The 15,440-nt window shown below is 65.8% G+C and carries 13 protein-coding genes; 6 read left to right on the top strand and 7 right to left on the bottom strand.

All coding sequences use genetic code 11. The features are described 5' to 3' along the window. Positions 1 to 4: 4 nt before the first annotated feature. Positions 5 to 2,101 (bottom strand): EAL domain-containing protein, encoded by a 2,097-nt coding sequence (locus tag N539_RS16780; RefSeq protein WP_051531757.1) that lies wholly within the window; start codon positions 2,099 to 2,101, stop codon positions 5 to 7. A 78-nt stretch (positions 2,102 to 2,179) separates the two neighbouring features. Between N539_RS16780 and N539_RS0111110 the strand changes: the two genes are divergently transcribed. Beyond that, the gene (locus tag N539_RS0111110) at positions 2,180 to 3,472 is read left to right on the top strand and encodes an MFS transporter (RefSeq protein ID WP_028970312.1); all 1,293 of its coding nucleotides are present in this window, start codon (positions 2,180 to 2,182) and stop codon (positions 3,470 to 3,472) included. On the opposite strand, the gene N539_RS16775 is transcribed toward N539_RS0111110, so the two are convergent. Genes N539_RS16775 through N539_RS0111090 form a run of 4 tightly spaced genes read right to left on the bottom strand, consistent with a single transcriptional unit; the run spans position 3,456 to position 7,967 of the window. Further along, a complete protein-coding gene (locus tag N539_RS16775) occupies positions 3,456 to 3,998 on the bottom strand; it encodes an Lrp/AsnC family transcriptional regulator (protein ID WP_051531756.1) in 543 nt (180 codons plus the stop codon). The genes N539_RS0111110 and N539_RS16775 overlap by 17 nt on opposite strands. 48 nt (positions 3,999 to 4,046) lie before the next feature. After that, positions 4,047 to 5,327 carry a sugar transferase gene (locus tag N539_RS18585; RefSeq protein ID WP_051531755.1) on the bottom strand — a complete coding sequence of 427 codons (1,281 nt, stop codon included), beginning with the start codon at positions 5,325 to 5,327 and terminating at the stop codon, positions 4,047 to 4,049. Further along, positions 5,324 to 6,592 (bottom strand): nucleotide sugar dehydrogenase, encoded by a 1,269-nt coding sequence (locus N539_RS0111095; protein WP_028970310.1) that lies wholly within the window; start codon positions 6,590 to 6,592, stop codon positions 5,324 to 5,326. Before N539_RS0111095 ends, N539_RS18585 begins: the two co-directional genes overlap by 4 nt. Positions 6,593 to 6,650: 58 nt before the next feature. After that, on the bottom strand, positions 6,651 to 7,967 hold the full coding sequence (locus tag N539_RS0111090; RefSeq protein WP_028970309.1) for a UDP-glucose dehydrogenase family protein: 1,317 nt from the start codon (positions 7,965 to 7,967) through the stop codon (positions 6,651 to 6,653). Positions 7,968 to 8,103: 136 nt separating this feature from the next. Between N539_RS0111090 and N539_RS0111085 the strand changes: the two genes are divergently transcribed. Then, positions 8,104 to 8,673 carry a cysteine hydrolase family protein gene (locus N539_RS0111085; RefSeq protein WP_028970308.1) on the top strand — a complete coding sequence of 190 codons (570 nt, stop codon included), beginning with the start codon at positions 8,104 to 8,106 and terminating at the stop codon, positions 8,671 to 8,673. A gap of 46 nt (positions 8,674 to 8,719) precedes the next feature. Then, positions 8,720 to 10,069 carry a 30S ribosomal protein S12 methylthiotransferase RimO gene (gene rimO / locus N539_RS0111080; protein ID WP_037552892.1) on the top strand — a complete coding sequence of 450 codons (1,350 nt, stop codon included), beginning with the start codon at positions 8,720 to 8,722 and terminating at the stop codon, positions 10,067 to 10,069. A gap of 2 nt (positions 10,070 to 10,071) precedes the next feature. Here the strand turns inward: rimO and N539_RS16770 are convergent, their stop codons facing one another. Further along, positions 10,072 to 11,109 carry a glycosyltransferase family 2 protein gene (locus tag N539_RS16770; RefSeq protein WP_081774326.1) on the bottom strand — a complete coding sequence of 346 codons (1,038 nt, stop codon included), beginning with the start codon at positions 11,107 to 11,109 and terminating at the stop codon, positions 10,072 to 10,074. A gap of 192 nt (positions 11,110 to 11,301) precedes the next feature. Here N539_RS16770 and N539_RS16765 point away from each other — a divergent pair, with 192 nt between their 5' ends. From N539_RS16765 to N539_RS0111060, 3 genes are read left to right on the top strand one after another with little or no spacing between them, the layout of a single operon-like run. Then, a complete protein-coding gene (locus N539_RS16765) occupies positions 11,302 to 12,348 on the top strand; it encodes a phospholipase D-like domain-containing protein (RefSeq protein ID WP_081774325.1) in 1,047 nt (348 codons plus the stop codon). A gap of 10 nt (positions 12,349 to 12,358) precedes the next feature. After that, positions 12,359 to 13,528, top strand: a complete 1,170-nt coding sequence (locus tag N539_RS18835) for a hypothetical protein (protein WP_197018412.1) — start codon at positions 12,359 to 12,361, stop codon at positions 13,526 to 13,528. Further along, positions 13,525 to 14,637 carry a glycosyltransferase gene (locus N539_RS0111060; RefSeq protein WP_028970305.1) on the top strand — a complete coding sequence of 371 codons (1,113 nt, stop codon included), beginning with the start codon at positions 13,525 to 13,527 and terminating at the stop codon, positions 14,635 to 14,637. The genes N539_RS18835 and N539_RS0111060 overlap by 4 nt, the downstream gene beginning before the upstream one ends. On the opposite strand, the gene N539_RS0111055 is transcribed toward N539_RS0111060, so the two are convergent. Continuing rightward, positions 14,634 to 15,425, bottom strand: a complete 792-nt coding sequence (locus tag N539_RS0111055; RefSeq protein ID WP_028970304.1) for a bestrophin-like domain — start codon at positions 15,423 to 15,425, stop codon at positions 14,634 to 14,636. The two genes, N539_RS0111060 and N539_RS0111055, sit on opposite strands and share 4 nt — an antisense overlap. Between the last annotated feature and the right edge of the window lie 15 nt (positions 15,426 to 15,440).

Raw genomic sequence — 15,440 nt, 5'->3', positions numbered from 1 at the left:
GATGCTAGGCGCTCTCGGAAGTCTCGGCCGGGCCGGCGGTCAGAAAGTCCGGCGTCATCATCGTCACGGATTTTGGCGCCGGCTTCGTTGGCTGGAGCAGCCTGAGGTCGAATTTCTCCGCAAACTCGACGCCGAACTGCGTGCCCTCGGCCCAACGGACGCTGGCGTCGAGCAAGCCGCCGGCGGCGAAGTCGAGCTGGATCGGGGCCCCGACCGGCATTTCCTCGCGGCATTCGACCAGCGCGCCGCCGCTCGAGATGTTGCGCAGCCGCGCGCCGATCACTCGCCCGGCATGATGAAGAAGGGTGGCGCGGATGATCCGGATCCTCGGCTCGCGCTTCTCGAGGTGCGCGTCGGGCCGCTCGACCGCACCCTTCGACGCCAGCTCCCGCGCCTGCTCCGCCGGCATCGGCTTGCCGAAAATATACCCTTGGACGAGCGAGCAGCCGAGATCGCGGACCAGCTGCAGTTCCTCGTCGGTCTCGACCCCCTCGGCCGTGGTCTGCATCTTGAGGTCGGAGGCGAGCCCGACCATCGCGCGGATGAGCGCGGCGTTGCGGCTGGTGGGATCGGACGCGCCCCGCACGAAGCTCTGGTCGACCTTGATCTTGTCGAACGGGACGCGCTGCAAATAGCTCAGGCTCGAATAACCGGTGCCGAAGTCGTCGAGCGCCAGCTTCACGCCGATGTTCTTGAGGCTGCGGATCATGTCATCGACGTGCTCGTCGTTGCTGAGGAACACGCCCTCGGTGATCTCGAGCTCGAGCCGATGCGCGGCAAGCGCCGCCTCGCCAAGCGCACCCCTGACGGTTGCCGGAAGCGACGGCGACTTGAACTGGACCGGCGACAGATTGACCGCGACCGAAATGGTATCGGGCCAGTTCGCTGCTTCTTTACAGGCGGTCTGGAGCACCAATTCGCCGATTTCATCGATCAAGCCGATCTCCTCGGCGAGGGGAATGAAGATCGCCGGGCTGATCGGCCCCTGTTCCGGGTGGTCCCAGCGAACCAGGGCCTCGAAGCCGGTGACGGCTTCGCTCATCGCGTCGACGCTGGGTTGGAAGGCAACCCACAGCTGACCCTTTTCCACCGCGACGCGAAGGTCCGATTCCATCAACTGGCGTTGGCGGGCCGCCTCGTGCATTTCGGAGGCAAAGAAGCGGAAGCAGCCCTTGCCCGCCGCCTTGGCCGCATAAAGCGCGAGGTCGGCGTCGCGCATCAAATCGTCCGACGTGCGGTCGTCATAGTCGGAAGTGACGATGCCGATCGAGGCGCCGATCGAAACCGCGGAGCCGTTGATCGTGTAGGGCCGCGACAGGCTGCCGATGATCCCTTGGGCAAGCTTCGACAGCTCATCCTTCGAGGACATGGACGGAAGCACGACCTCGAACTCGTCGCCGCCAAGGCGCCCGACCTGCCCGAGCTCGCCGACTTCGTCGGTCAGCCGCAGCGCCACCAGCCGCAGCAAAGTGTCGCCGGCAGGGTGGCCGAGCGTGTCGTTGACCGCCTTGAACCGGTCGAGATCGAGGAGGAAGATCGAGCACCGATGCTTGCGCCGAACCGCTCCGACCAGCGCGTCGTCGAGCGCCCGGCGCAGCGCCTGGCGATTGGCGAGCCCGGTCAAGGCGTCCTGGCGTGCGAGCCGGTCCAGCTCCACTTCGGACTGGCGCATTTTGGTCAGGTCGGAGGCAAAGCCGCGAAATCCGAAAAAGCGGCCCACGTCATCGTGAACCGGCCGGCCGGAAATCGACCACCAGATTTCATTCTTGGTCTTGGCGCGGACGATCAGGTCCTGAAAGGCGACGTGCGACGAGAGGTAGAAGCCAAGGGTTCGTTCCGACGTCGCGGAGCCATCTTCGGTCTCGGTCGAGACGAGGTCGGTGAACGGCCGGTCGACCAGGTCGCTCGGCTCGCGTCCCAGCGCGCGCGCGACGGACTCGCTGATATAGGACAGGGTTCCGTCCCGCGTGGTTTCCCAGAACCAGCCCTTTTCGCTGTTCTCGAATTCCTGGATGAGCCCTTCCGCGCGCGCGGACTGCGGGCGCGACTCTTCGTGGCCAGAATTGCCCCCCGCTCTCAAGATCCGGTCAAAGGCTCCCACGCAAAGTTCCTCGTCCGCCAACGGCAATGCGCCGATCTGGTTTAGATTCGGTTGAATTTCGGGAATAAGCTCGCAGCGATGCCATTATCCGACCGCCCGCCGTCAGTCTCTCGCGCCTCGATGGCGGTCGCGGCCTTCTCGACCGTTGTCGAATGGTACGATTTCACCCTCTATCTTTACTTCGCGACGGTGCTCAGCCGGGTCTTTTTCGGAGGCGGCGCGCAATCGCTCCTGATTACGCTCGGCGGCTTCGCCATCGCTTACCTGATGCGCCCCTTTGGCGCGGTCGTGTTCGGCCATATCGGCGATCGGATCGGGCGCCGGCACATGCTGCTCCGCTCGGTGGCGATGATGACCGCGGCGATGCTGGCAACCGCCCTCCTCCCGACCCACAGCCAGATCGGCGCCGCCGCCGGCTGGCTCCTGATCCTGCTGCGCTGCGTCATGGGCTTCTCGGTCGGCGGCGAATATACGGGCGTCGTCGCTTATCTGCTCGAAGGCGCCCCCGAGCGGCGGCGCGGACTCATTGCTTCTTCGGCGTCGGCAGCGAGCGAAGTCGGCGGACTGCTTGCCGTCGGCGTGTCGGCACTGACCGTCGCGTGCCTGAGCGAGGCGGACCTGCAGGCGTGGGGATGGCGAATCCCTTTCTTCTTCGGCGCCGCGCTTGCCGGGAGCGTGTGGATCGCGCGCTCGACCATGCAGGAATCGCCCGAGTTCGAGCGGCAGCAGGCCGCGGGCACGGTGCCCGAAGTCCCCTTCCGCCACGCACTGACCAACCACCGCGCGGCGATCGCCCGCTCCTTCGCCATCTCCGCGCTGGGATCGATCACTTATTATGTCGGGATCACCTACGTGCCCGCCTTCCTCACCTCGGTCGGCTCGCTCGGCGAACGTGACTCGCTGTGGCTGTCGACCGCCGCCGCGGTGATCGTGATCGTGGTGACGCCCTTCACCGGGCTGTGGTCGGACCGGATCGGGCGCAAGCGCGTGCTGATCGTCCTCTCGCTCCTGAGCGCGTTGCTGCCGATCGCCATGTTTTCCCTCATGGCAAGCGGCACTCGCCTTCAGGCGCTCCTCGGCGCGCTCGTCCTTGCGGCAGTCGCCGGAGCGTACAGTGCGGTTGGAGCCGTGGCGACCGCCGAGCAATTCCCGGGCGAAGGCCGGGTCACGGGCCTCGCGCTCGGTGCAACCATGGCGACGGCGCTGTTCGGCGGGCTGACGCCGTGGCTGGCGCAATGGCTGATCGAGCGCACCGGGTGGACGATGGCGCCGGGCGCGATGATCGCGCTGGTTGCGCTTGGCGTGCTGCCGGTGTTCCTGACAATGCGCGAAACCGCGCCGGCGCGCGCTGACTTCAGCGGAGCGAGCTGACCTTCGCGTTCGAAGTGCTGCGTTTGAGCAGCGCCGGGATGACCTCGGGGCGATCGGCGAAGAACGGCATGTCGGCGAGCTCGGAGGAGAGGATCACCGCGGTTTTTGTACTGCCGTGCCTGGCAAATTCGAGCAGGACATTGTGAAGTTCCGCGCCATCGACCGCGTGGACGATCAGGATCAGCATCGCCGGGCCGGTCACCTTGAAGCAGGAGCGCACCGCCGGATGGCCGACGACCGCCGCCATGGCCTTGGCATCGCCATTGTCGTGCGGCTCGAACTCGACGATCGCGGAAACGGCGAGGCCGAGCTTGCCCGGATCGAGCCGGATCGTGAACGCCTGGATCAGGCCGATGTCGCGCATCCGGGCAATGCGTTCGGCGGTAGTCGGTCCGGACAGGCCGACGGCGCGCGCAATCTCGGCCGTCGGGCGGCGCGCGTCCTCCTCGAGGATCGCCAGGATCTGCCGATCATATTCGTCCAGCTGCTGAGTACGCCGCCGCGGGACCTTCTCTTTCAACTCCATCGAAGCAACTTTCCCTCGAGCTTCAGTCGCTGAGCCGGCCGAAACCGTTCATCTGGCGCCCCAGCCGGTCAGCATCGTCTTGATCGTCCGGAACAGGATCAGGAGGTCGAGCCAGGGCGAGAAATATTTGATGTAATAGAAGTCGTACTGCAATTTGCGGTGCACTTCGCCGACCTCGGCGACATGACCTTGATTGACCTGGGCCCAGCCCGAAATGCCGGGCTTCACCACGTGGCGATAGCGATAATAAGGTATCTCGCTGGTGTACCAGACAGACAGAACCTCGGCCTCGGGGCGCGGGCCGATCCAGCTCATCTGCCAGCACAGGATGTTGAAGATCTGCGGCAGCTCGTCGACGCGCAAATAACGCAGGCACCTGCCGACGCGCGTGATGCGCTCGTCTCCATCGCTGGTCATCGCCGCGAGCCGCTCGTCCTCGACCTCGGCCGGGCGCATGGTGCGGAATTTGTAGACCGTGATGCGCTTGCCGGCATGGCCGACGCGCTTCTGCCGGAACAGGACAGGCCCCGCGCTTTCGGCGCGGATGGCGGCGGCAATGACCGCCATCACCGGCAGCGCGATCGGCAACAGTAGCAACGCGAACAGAAAGTCGATCAGGCCCTTAAGGTGGAAATAGCCTCGCGCGGGAAGCAGCGAGCCGAAGCTGTTCTCGGACAAATGCTCGAGCTCGACGCGTCCCGTCAGCGATTCCGACAGCTGCTTGACCTGGTAGACCATGCGCCCGGCCAGCGCCGCATCGGCGAGGAACGCTTCCCATTCGTCGGGCAGATCCTCGGAGAAATCGGCGACGATCGCATGGCAGCCGCGCGTATCGTGGAGCCGCGGACGGCTGAGCATCTTCCACTCGACGCCGTCGATCAGGGTCAGGCCGTCGATCCCGCCGAACGGCACGACCGCGAACCGCCGGCGAACGCCCCGCTCCGCATAGACGTAGAGCGTGTACAGCCAGAAGACGTGGAGCAGGAACCCGGCGAGCAGCGCGAGGCGGTCGTAGGGGAAGCGCGTCAGCACGAAATAGACGATCGTCAGGCCGTGGCCGGTCAGCGCCGACGGGAAGATCACATAGCTTCGGCGGATTCCGGGATAGGTCTCGATCGACAGGCGCATCCAGAATGCGATGACGATCGCGATCGCGTTGCCGATTAGGGTGTTGACGCTCGCCGCCTCGAACAGCTCGCCCGGCAGAATCGGTCCGCGCGCCAGCCACGGGAGCAGCGCCCCGATGACCAGTGCGCCGGCGAACTGGAAGCGCTTGCGCACCAGGATCGAGCCGTCACCCACTCGCGTCAGCCGGTCGTGCCGCATCATAGGGTCCAGCGATCGATCGCGCCGGCGAAGCTGCGGTCGCGCCACATGCCCTTCAAGTCGGCGAGCGTGCCCCCGTCGGCGACGAGCGCGACGAGGCGGTCGTTCGGCAATCCGCGATACTCGTCGTGGGACACGGCGCCGACGACCAAGTCGTAACGGCGGCCGTCGGGCTCGCAGACCTTCAAGCCGAATTCGCGCTCGACCTCCTCAGCCGGCGCCAGCGGGTCGGCGACCTCCACGTCATAGCCAAGCCACTTCAGGCGCTGGACGAGATCGACGCTGCGGCTGTTCCGAAGGTCGGGCACATTCTCTTTGAAGGTCAGGCCGAGGACGAGCGCGGTGCCGGCCTTGCGCCTGCGGTCGTGCAGCGTGTCGGCGATCCACGCGCCCATCCCGTCGTTGGTCTGGCGGCCGGCGAGGATCACCTGCGGATCATGGCCGACCTGTTGGGCCAGATGGCTGAGATAATAAGGGTCGACGCCGATGCAGTGCCCGCCGACGAGCCCCGGCTCGAAGCCAAGGAAATTCCATTTGGTCCGCGCCGCGGCGAGCACGTCCCACACCGAAACCCCGATCTTCGAGAAGATCTGCGCGACCTCGTTCATGAAGGCGATGTTGATGTCGCGCTGCGCATTCTCGATCGCCTTGGCCGCCTCGGCGGCCTTGATCGAGGCGGCGCGGAAGACATTGCCGCCATTGATCGCGCCGTACAGCCCGGCGAGTTGCTCGACGACCTCGGCATCTTCGCCGGCGACCACCTTGGCGATCTTGTCGATCGTATGCGCGCGGTCGCCCGGGTTGATCCGCTCGGGGCTATAGCCGAGGCGGAAGTCACGCCCGCGCTGGAGACTACCGGCGCGCTCGATCTCCGGCCCGCAAATGTCCTCCGTGACGCCGGGATAGACGGTGCTCTCATAGACGATCGTCGGCCGCCGCGCCGGATCGATCACGCCCGCGATCATCCGTGTCGCCGCCACCACCGCGGTCAGATCGGGGCGATTGGACCCGTCGACCGGGGTCGGCACCGTGACGATATAGACGTCGCCGCCTGAGCAGTCCGGCGCGTCGCTGGTCACGGTCAGCGAGGTGCTGCGAAGATCCGCTTCATCGACCTCGCGGGTGCGGTCATGGCCCTGGCGAAGCTGCGCGATCCGCCCGGCGTCGATATCGAACCCGACGACGTCGAATCGCCGCGCGAGCGCGATCGCCAGCGGCAAGCCGACATAGCCCAGCCCGATGACAATTATGCGCGGATCGTTCGGCATCAGGCCCCCTATACGCAATCAGCCCAATTCCGATGCAATTTGGTCCGGATCGGATTGATCAGGACGGATTGAGCCGGCCGCGACCGACGCCGAAGTAATCGAGCCCGGCCCGTTCGGCATCGCCGCGATCATAAACGTTGCGCAAGTCGACGAGCGTCTTGCCGCGCATCGATCGGGCGAGAGTGCCGAGGTCGAGCGCGCGGAACTCGTCCCATTCGGTCACGATGACCACCGCATCGGCATTCGCCGCGGCCGCTTCCGCGCTGTCGGCGAACTCGATGCCGTCGAACATCGCCTCGGCCTGGAGCCGGGCTACCGGATCGAAGGCGCTGATCTCGGCGCCGCGCTCGATCAGGCCCTTGATCAGCGGGATCGACGGCGCCTCGCGCATGTCGTCGGTATTGGGCTTGAAGGCCAGGCCGAGCACGCCGATGCGCTTGCCTTTCACTTCACCGCCGAGCGCGCGGGCGACGCGCTCGGCCATGGCGATCTTGCGGTCGTCATTGACCTCGACCGTCGTCTTGACGATCCGCTGAGCGACGCCGACGCCTTCAGCGGTCTGCAACAGCGCCAGCGTGTCCTTGGGAAAGCAGCTGCCGCCATAGCCCGGACCGGCGTGCAGGAATTTGGGTCCGATACGGTTGTCGAGCCCGATGCCGCGAGCCACGTCTTGGACATCGGCGTCGACCGCCTCGCACAGATCGGCGATTTCGTTGATGAAGCTGATCTTGACCGCGAGGAAGGCGTTCGCCGCATATTTGATGAGCTCGGCGGTGCGCCGCGCCGTGAACAGGATCGGGGCGCGGTTGAGGAACAGCGGCCGGTAGATTTCGCGCAGCGCTTCACGGGCGTGCTCCTCTTCGGCGCCGACGATGATGCGGTCGGGATGCTTGAAATCGGCGATCGCCGCGCCTTCACGGAGGAACTCCGGGTTCGATGCGACCGACACTTCGGTGACGCCTTCCTGCCTGAGGATATTCTCGATCTCGTCCCCGGTGCCGACCGGAACCGTTGACTTGGTCACGACGACGGTTCCCGGTGCGATCACCTTGGCCAGTTCGCGAACCGCTTCGAACACGAAGGTCAAGTCGGCGTGGCCGTCGCCGCGCCGCGTCGGCGTTCCGACCGCGATGAACACTGCTTCCGCGCCCTCGACCGCGGCCGGAAGGTCGGTAGTGAAGGTCAGCCGCCCGCGGGTCGCATTGGCCTTGACCAGCGCTTCGAGGCCCGGCTCCCAAATCGGCATCACGCCGCCGTTGAGCCCGTCGATCTTCCCCGTGTCCTTGTCGACACAGGTTACCTGGTGGCCAAAATCGGCAAAGCACGCGCCGGACACGAGCCCGACGTAACCGGTGCCGATCATCGCGATGCGCATGCTTACTCCTGATTTCGCTGCGCGGGCGCTTTAGCCGCCGCGCCGCGCAATGAACAAGCGCCGCCTCAAGCTGCGCTTATGACCTCCACGAGTCTTTTTGTGAGCCGCCGCCGCGGCGCTTCGTTAAGCTTCAGCCATGGACCTTGATCTCGACCGCACCGTGCTCCTGCCAATCGACCTGCAGCAGGGCTTCGACGCCTCCTACTGGCCACGCCGCTGGAACAAAGCCATGGACGCCAACGGGCTCGCTCTCATCGCCGAGTGGCGAGCCAAGGGGCGACCGATCATCCACGTCCGCCACGATTCGATCGAGCCCGGCTCGTCATTGACCCCGGGCACGCCGGGAAATGCCTTCCGCCCCGGCTTCGGCCCGCAAGGCGACGAGCCGCTGATCACCAAGAGCGTCAACTCGGCCTTCATCGGCACCGACCTCGACCTTCGCCTCAAGCGGCTTGGCGCCAGGCACGTGATCGCCTTCGGCATTTCGACCGACCAATGCGTCTCGACCACCATTCGAACCGGGGCGAACATGGGCTGGGACATGATCCTGGCCGCGGACGCCTGCGACTGCTTCGACCTGCCCGACGGCAAGGGCGGCACCATCCCCGCCGAGCAAATCCACGCGGCGCACGTCGCCACGCTCCTCTTCGAATTCTGCCGCGGCTATTCGACCGAGGAACTGATCGGACAGCGCCAGGCCGCCTAACGCCTAGTTTTCGCCGCAAAATCCCTATATGGGCGGCGCCCTTCCGATGAACGTCACCACGCTCCCCAAGCCCCCGCGCGTCGGGCTGGTCTCGCTCGGCTGTCCCAAGGCTTTGGTCGACAGCGAGCGGATCATGACGAAGCTGCGCGCCGACGGCTACGCCATGTCGCCCGATTACGCCGGCGCCGACGTGGTGCTGGTCAACACTTGCGGCTTCCTCGACAGCGCTAAGGAGGAGAGCCTCGAGGCGATCGGCGAAGCCATCGCCGAAAACGGCCGGGTGGTCGTCACCGGCTGCATGGGCAAGGAGGCGGACGTGATCCGCAACCGCTTCCCGCAAGTGCTCGCGATCACCGGCCCGCAGCAATATGAGGAAGTCGTCGCCGCGGTCCACGACGCCGCGCCGCCGGTCCCCTCACCCTTCATCGACCTGGTGCCGCCAGAATACCTTGGGCCCGGCCTCAAGCTCACCCCGCGCCACTACAGCTACATAAAAATCTCTGAGGGCTGCAATCATCGCTGCGCCTTCTGCATCATCCCCAGCATCCGCGGCGATCTCGTCAGCCGCCGCCCCGACGCCATCCTGCGTGAAGCCGAGAAGCTCGTCGCCGCCGGTACCAGGGAGCTGCTGGTCATCAGCCAGGATACATCGGCCTACGGCGTCGACATCCGCCACCAGCCGCGCGAGTGGAAGGGCGAGCCGGTCCGCGCCCACATGACCGACCTTTCGCGCGAGCTCGGCAATCTCGGCGCATGGGTCCGACTCCACTACGTCTACCCCTACCCGCACGTCGACAACGTCATCCCGCTGATGGCCAAGGGGCTCGTGCTCCCCTACCTCGACATCCCGTTCCAGCACGCGTCGCCCAACGTGCTCCGCCGCATGCGCCGACCCGCCAACGACGCTAAGGTGCTCCAGCGCATCCGCGGCTGGCGCGAACAGGTGCCCGACCTCGCGATCCGCTCCTCCTTCGTGGTCGGCTTTCCCGGCGAGACCGAGGAGGATTTCGCCTACTTGCTGAGCTGGCTCGAGGAAGCGCGGCTCGACCGCGTCGGCGCCTTCAAGTTCGAGGCCGTCGAAGGCGCCCCCGCGACCTCGATGGACGATCAGGTTCCCGCGGACCTCAAGCAGGAGCGATACGAGGCGGTGATGGCGCTCTCCGCGCGGATCAGCGCCGAGAAGCTCGCCGCCAAAGTCGGCTCGACCCTCGACGTGCTGATCGACGCCGTCGACGCAGAGACCGGCGGCGCCACCGGCCGCTCCAAGGCCGACGCGCCCGAGATCGACGGCGAAGTCCATCTCCGCGGTGCCGGCGGCCTTGCGCCAGGCGACATCGTCAGCGCCCGCATGGAGGACTCTGACGAACATGACCTTTACGGGGTGCCTGTCGCCTGATTTTAGGTTGGTCGGTTGCGGCGAGCTGCGACCCACAGAGCCTGCGCAACCCACGCGCGTCCCTCATGCGTCAATAAGCCGCGAGCAACCGGAGAAAGCAGCAGGCGATCGATGCCGGCACCGGGTCCTTTCCTCGGCGCCGAAGCCAGACAAAGCCCGAGCCACATGCGAGCGCAAGCCAGTGCAAGCCCGTCGGAATCATAGACCCGCGCCCGCTGGTTCGCGTCGCGCAGCTTCGTCAGCCAGTCTTCAGCCCACGCTCCGAAACCATCGGGTAGCAAATGGTGTTTGGCGCGGCCCAAAGTGATGTGCCGATCCAGATCCTCGTCCGTCGGGTCAAGCCCGAGCTTGCCGAGCAATTCGCGGAAGAGGACGCGCTTCCGGCTCCTGACGAGATCGCTTTCGATCTCTGCGATCTGGCCGGCATGGAGGCGGCGATCGACGAGGATATCGGGCATGCTGGCGATCCGATTGCGCTGCGAAGCGCGGATGAACATGTCGAGGTCTTCGCAAACCGGGAATTCGGCGCGGTAAGGAAACTGCTTCAACGTTGCCGCCCGTCCCATGACCGTCGACTGCGCGAGCGCGGTCCGAAACAGCAATCCCGGAGCCAAGGCCTCAGGCGTAAACAAAGGAATGCGAGCGCGGCCCGACCGCCGGCCGTGCCAATCCATTCGCCCGGTACAGCCTCCGACGAGCGCGACCTCCGGATGGTCGCTTAGAAACCGGACCTGATGCGCGAGCCGGTCCGGGCGGGCAGTGTCGTCGCTGTCGAGCCAGGCGATGAATCGGCCGCGAGCGGCTTCGAGTCCGGTGTTGCGCGCTGCCGGGATGCCCAGGTTCCGATCATGGCGGATGACGCGCACGCATCTTCCCCCGGCCCCGAGCGCGGCCTCGGCTGAACCGTCGCTGGAGCCGTCGTCGACCAGGACAATTTCAAGGTCCTGCAACGACTGGTGAACGACGCTGGAAATCGCATCGCCGATCACCGGCGCCCGATTGTAGACCGGCACGATCAGGGAAACTAACGGGGAAGGCATTGCAAGACACTCGAAGGTTCAGGTCAGCGGCGCGCAGATGGAAACGGAGCCGGACCGACACAATCGACATGGGGAATTTGTAACGGACGTTGCGCTGGCGCCTGGTCTATTCCACCGGGCAACATGGGGAATTTGTAACGTCACTGTCTTGGTCGCCGGTCTATTTCAGCGGGGCAAGTTTCAGGATAGAATGTGGCCACCGCAAACCGTGCAGTTCATCGGCCGACCCCGGACCCAACGGTCTATTTCGGGGGATCGGACCGCGCGCCCCGCTTCCTTCGCAATCTCCTGGAACAGCGGATTGACGCCGTGCCAGAGGGCGGATCGATCCTATGGGCGACCTACTACTTTCGTGATGAAGCTTTGGCGGAAGCATTGGTACGAGCGCATCGACGCGGCGTTCGCCTCACTCTCTGCATAGAGGGGAAACCGCGCACAGGATCAGCGAACGAAGCCGTGATTCGCCGCCTGAAAAGCGCGATCGGCGACCGGCTCCGGGTAGTCCATCACCCGATCCCGCTTCATCTTCATGGCAAAATCTACGGCTTCTCGCATCCGCGGCCGGTGGCGCTGCTTGGATCCTTCAACCCGTCGGGAAACGACCCGGAGGATTCGGCGATTATTGCCAGGATCGGCGATCAGGACCGGGGCGACAATCTGCTGGTGGAGATCGCCGACCCCGTCGTCGTGACAAGCCTGTTCGACTGGGTCCGCTCCCTCCATCGAAGCCCGCTTGCGCTCCAGTGGCGAATGCGCGCGCAGCCGAACGACATTAGCGGCGCGACGTGCCAGCTGTTCCTGTTCCCGCGGCCCGGAGGTGACGTGCTGACCGAGCGCCTCGAGGCGCTCCCGGAGCGATCAACCGTGCGAATTGCGGCCTCTCATATCCGGGATCGCTCAGTCGCGAAGGTCCTCGATAAGCTGGCCCACCGCAATGTGCATGTGGAAGTGATCACTGGCGGCGCCGGGCGGCGCTCGCCGCGCAGCATGGAGCGGGAACTGTCCGAGGCTGGAGTTTCTGTACGCCGGCTGGGCGATTGCGCGGGCGCGCCGATGCATTGCAAATTCATCCTCGCGCAAAGCGGCGGTGAGCGGTGGTCGGCGTTCGGCAGCTACAATCTCACCAAGACTTCGCGCTGGCTCAACTACGAGACATTGCTGCTGTCGCGAGATCGCGAGGTCTGGGCCGAGCTCGATCTGCACTGGAAGGAACTGGCCGCCGCTTGCGCCGCAACCTAATGGCCACGTTATGGCCCGTCGCAGCGCCCGCGTGAATTCGGCATCGCCGTCGCTTCGCGTCGGCGTTCTCATCGGAGCCGAGCCCTATCAGGCTCACCATGTCGCCGACATTGCGTGGCAATTGGCTGAGCGTCCCGGTGTGGTGGTGGACCTGGTGTCGTCCTTACCCGCGACGTTCGACGAGCTCGACCGGCTTGCGCGCGACGATCGCGATCTCGGGATTTCCCGACGACTCCTCAAGACTCCGGCGTGGGTCGCGGCACTGCAGCGATTGTCGGTCCTCGGAACGCTCAAGACCCACGTTATGCGCGACAAGCGAAACGTCGCACTGCTCGCCGGCTACGACGCGATCGTGACCCCGACCGACCATGCCGGCATCCTCCGCTCGGCTCTGTCGCCGCGCACCGCGATGATTTACGTCAATCACGGCATTGGCGGGCGCGCCGCCTCGTACAGCGACAAATATCTGAAGTTCGATTTCGTGGTCGTTGCCAACCGCAAGGACGAGCAACGGTTGCTCGACACCGGCATGATCCGGCCCGGCCATTACGTCGTCGCAGGATATCCCAAGTTCGAGGCTGCCGAGCGCCTCGCCCAGCGGCGAGACCCGCTGTTTCGCAACGACCGGCCCGTCGTCCTGTTCAATCCGCATTCGAAGCGCGCGCTTCGCTCGTGGGAGCGCTTCGCGCGCCCGCTGATCGATCATGCCGCGCGCACCGGCGAATTCAACCTGATCGTCGCTCCGCACGTCAAGCTCTTCAACCGCCGGCCGCGGTTCCTGTGGCGGCGATGGGAGCGGCTGGCCGTGCCGGACCGGGTGATCGTCGACCTCGGCTCCAGCCGTTCGCTCGACATGAGCTACACCAGCGCGGCGGACATCTACGTCGGCGACATCAGCAGCCAGCTGTACGAGTTCCTCGATCGCCCCAAGCCGTGTGTTTTCCTCAATGCCCACGGGCTCGATTGGCGCAGCAATCCCGATTTTCCCAATTGGGACCTCGGCGACGTCGTCGAAGCCCCGGATCAGGCGATCGACGCCATTCGCAATGCACGCGCGCGCCATTCGCTCTATTTGGCGAAACAGGCGTCGCGCATCGCGGAGACAATCGACCGCGCGGCCGGCGCCGCCGCACAGGCAGCCGACGCGATCCTCGCATTTTTGAGACAACGCACGGGATGACCGAGAAAGTTTTCTTCGTGATTTCGGACCTCGGTACCGGAGGAACGGCGCGGGCGACCACGCTTGTCGTCAATGGCCTGGCCGAGGCCGGCATCGACGTCGCCTTGGTCGTTGGCCAGCGGGGCGGTGTCCACGAGGCGATGCTCGAGCCGCGTGTTCGGCTGCTGAGCTTGGATCTGATGGCTCGGCGCGGCGCAATGATGTTGCTCGGCGTCGGCAGACTGGCTCGCTTGCTGCACCGGGAGCGGCCGACGAAGCTGATCTCGGCCGGCAATCACATGCACGTGCTGGCCGCGACGGCGCACGCGCTGGCCCGCGTGCCCGGCAGCGAGCTCATCCTGAAGATGACCAATCCGGTCGAGCGGCCCGGCACCGGCCGACTTAAAAATGCGGTCCGGCGCGGTTGGTATGGCCGCGCATTTCGCCAGGCGAGCAAGATCCTTCTGATCGCCGAGAGCGCTCGCGGCGAGCTCGGCATCGACGACCCGGCGACCGCCCGGAAAGTGCTGGTGGTCGACAATCCCTATGTGACCGACGCGATGATTGCCGCGGGCGAGCAGCCGCGCCAAGCCGAACCCGGCCGGCTCCTCGCCATCGGCCGCCTCGTGCCACAGAAGAATTATGGACTGATGCTCTCGGCCCTTGCCCGGATCGATGCTCCCGACTGGTCCCTCGACGTTCTCGGTGACGGTCCACAGCGTTCCGCGCTCGAGCGCCAAGTCAGCGACCTTGGCATCGGCGGCCGCGTGCGCTTCCACGGGTTCGTCATGGATCCCGTGCCCTTTCTGCGACGCTCCGCGGCCTTGCTGCTGAGCTCGTCATGGGAAGGCCAGGGCGCGGTGCTGCTCGAGGCGCTGGCGTGCGGCTGCCCGGTGGTCGCCACGCGATCGAGCTCGGCGGTCGGCGCGGTCCTGGGCGAAGGCCGCTACGGGCGCCTTACCCCGCCCAACGACGTTCAGGCGTTCGCCGACGCCGTGCGCGCGGAACTGCGGCAGCCATCGCGGATCGAGGGCGTGCGCGCATGGGTCGAGCGCTATCGGCTGCAGGCCGGCGTCGACAGTCACGCGCGGGCCCTTGGCCTTGTCGCCCGCGAGGGCGTGCCGCGCTAGGGACCGCTCATCCGATCGATCAGGTCGAATTTCGCCGACAGCGTCTTCAGCTCGGCGTTGCTGACGCTGAACTCACCCATGAACGGGCGATCGACGACGAGGATGAACAGGAACACCAGGCCGAGCGCGATCGAGATCCCGGAGACCATCAGGAGGTTGGTCCGCGTGCGCGGGAATGTCGCGGTATAAGCGACGATCAGCACCGAGCCGACCAGCCCCACGATCCACAGGATCACCGGCATCCCGGATTCGCTGTGGATCAGGCGGTCCCGCCTCAAACCGACCAGCTCGTTGAGGTTGCGGAAGACCTCGGCGAAGATCGCGCTCTCGCGCTCGGTGCCCGGCTGGAGCCGGCCGATTGCGCTGAACAACCGGAACAGCTGGACCTCGGTCCTTCCGCTCGGCTTGCCCTGCGCGAGGAGCGGCCATTCGTCCTTGAGGATGCTGGCGGTGTAGGTCCGCAACTCCTGCCGCGCGGGGATGGTCGCCTCGCCATAAACCGCGAGGTCGCGGTAGAGCTCGGCCGCCGACGCCGCCTCCCGGTGCACCGCATTCTCGGCGTCCGCGAAGTCCTGCCAGACCTGGACGCCGGCAAATGCGATGAGGATGCCGATATAGGCCGCGACCACCTGCATCAGGCTGACCGCGGCCTCCATCTCGTCGTCGGACGAGTGCAGGCGAAAGGCGTGGCGCAGGCCGAAACTGCTGCCGAGACCGACCGCCAGCGAAAGGCCGAGCACGAGCATTGTCGCCGCCCAGATTGGCAAGCCATAGAAGAACCCGACCATCCCACCCCCGCTCGG

Source organism: Sphingomonas sp. URHD0057 (assembly GCF_000620665.1).
Taxonomy (GTDB): Bacteria; Pseudomonadota; Alphaproteobacteria; order Sphingomonadales; family Sphingomonadaceae; genus Sphingomicrobium.
The sequence above is the reverse complement of the archived record's forward strand: the minus strand, read 5'-3'. Positions and strand labels throughout refer to the sequence as shown.

Excerpts from the sequence above, each read along its gene's own strand:
- N539_RS18585 (WP_051531755.1), bottom strand. The coding sequence starts at position 5,327 with ATGATGCGGCACGACCGGCTGACGCGAGTGGGTGACGGCTCGATCCTG.
- N539_RS0111090 (WP_028970309.1), bottom strand. The coding sequence starts at position 7,967 with ATGCGCATCGCGATGATCGGCACCGGTTACGTCGGGCTCGTGTCCGGC.
- N539_RS0111085 (WP_028970308.1), top strand. The coding sequence starts at position 8,104 with ATGGACCTTGATCTCGACCGCACCGTGCTCCTGCCAATCGACCTGCAG.
- N539_RS16770 (WP_081774326.1), bottom strand. The coding sequence starts at position 11,109 with ATGCCTTCCCCGTTAGTTTCCCTGATCGTGCCGGTCTACAATCGGGCG.
- rimO (WP_037552892.1), top strand. The coding sequence starts at position 8,720 with ATGAACGTCACCACGCTCCCCAAGCCCCCGCGCGTCGGGCTGGTCTCG.
- N539_RS0111110 (WP_028970312.1), top strand. The coding sequence starts at position 2,180 with ATGCCATTATCCGACCGCCCGCCGTCAGTCTCTCGCGCCTCGATGGCG.
- N539_RS0111095 (WP_028970310.1), bottom strand. The coding sequence starts at position 6,592 with ATGCCGAACGATCCGCGCATAATTGTCATCGGGCTGGGCTATGTCGGC.
- N539_RS0111055 (WP_028970304.1), bottom strand. The coding sequence starts at position 15,425 with ATGGTCGGGTTCTTCTATGGCTTGCCAATCTGGGCGGCGACAATGCTC.
- N539_RS0111060 (WP_028970305.1), top strand. The coding sequence starts at position 13,525 with ATGACCGAGAAAGTTTTCTTCGTGATTTCGGACCTCGGTACCGGAGGA.
- N539_RS18835 (WP_197018412.1), top strand. The coding sequence starts at position 12,359 with ATGGCCCGTCGCAGCGCCCGCGTGAATTCGGCATCGCCGTCGCTTCGC.
- N539_RS16775 (WP_051531756.1), bottom strand. The coding sequence starts at position 3,998 with ATGGAGTTGAAAGAGAAGGTCCCGCGGCGGCGTACTCAGCAGCTGGAC.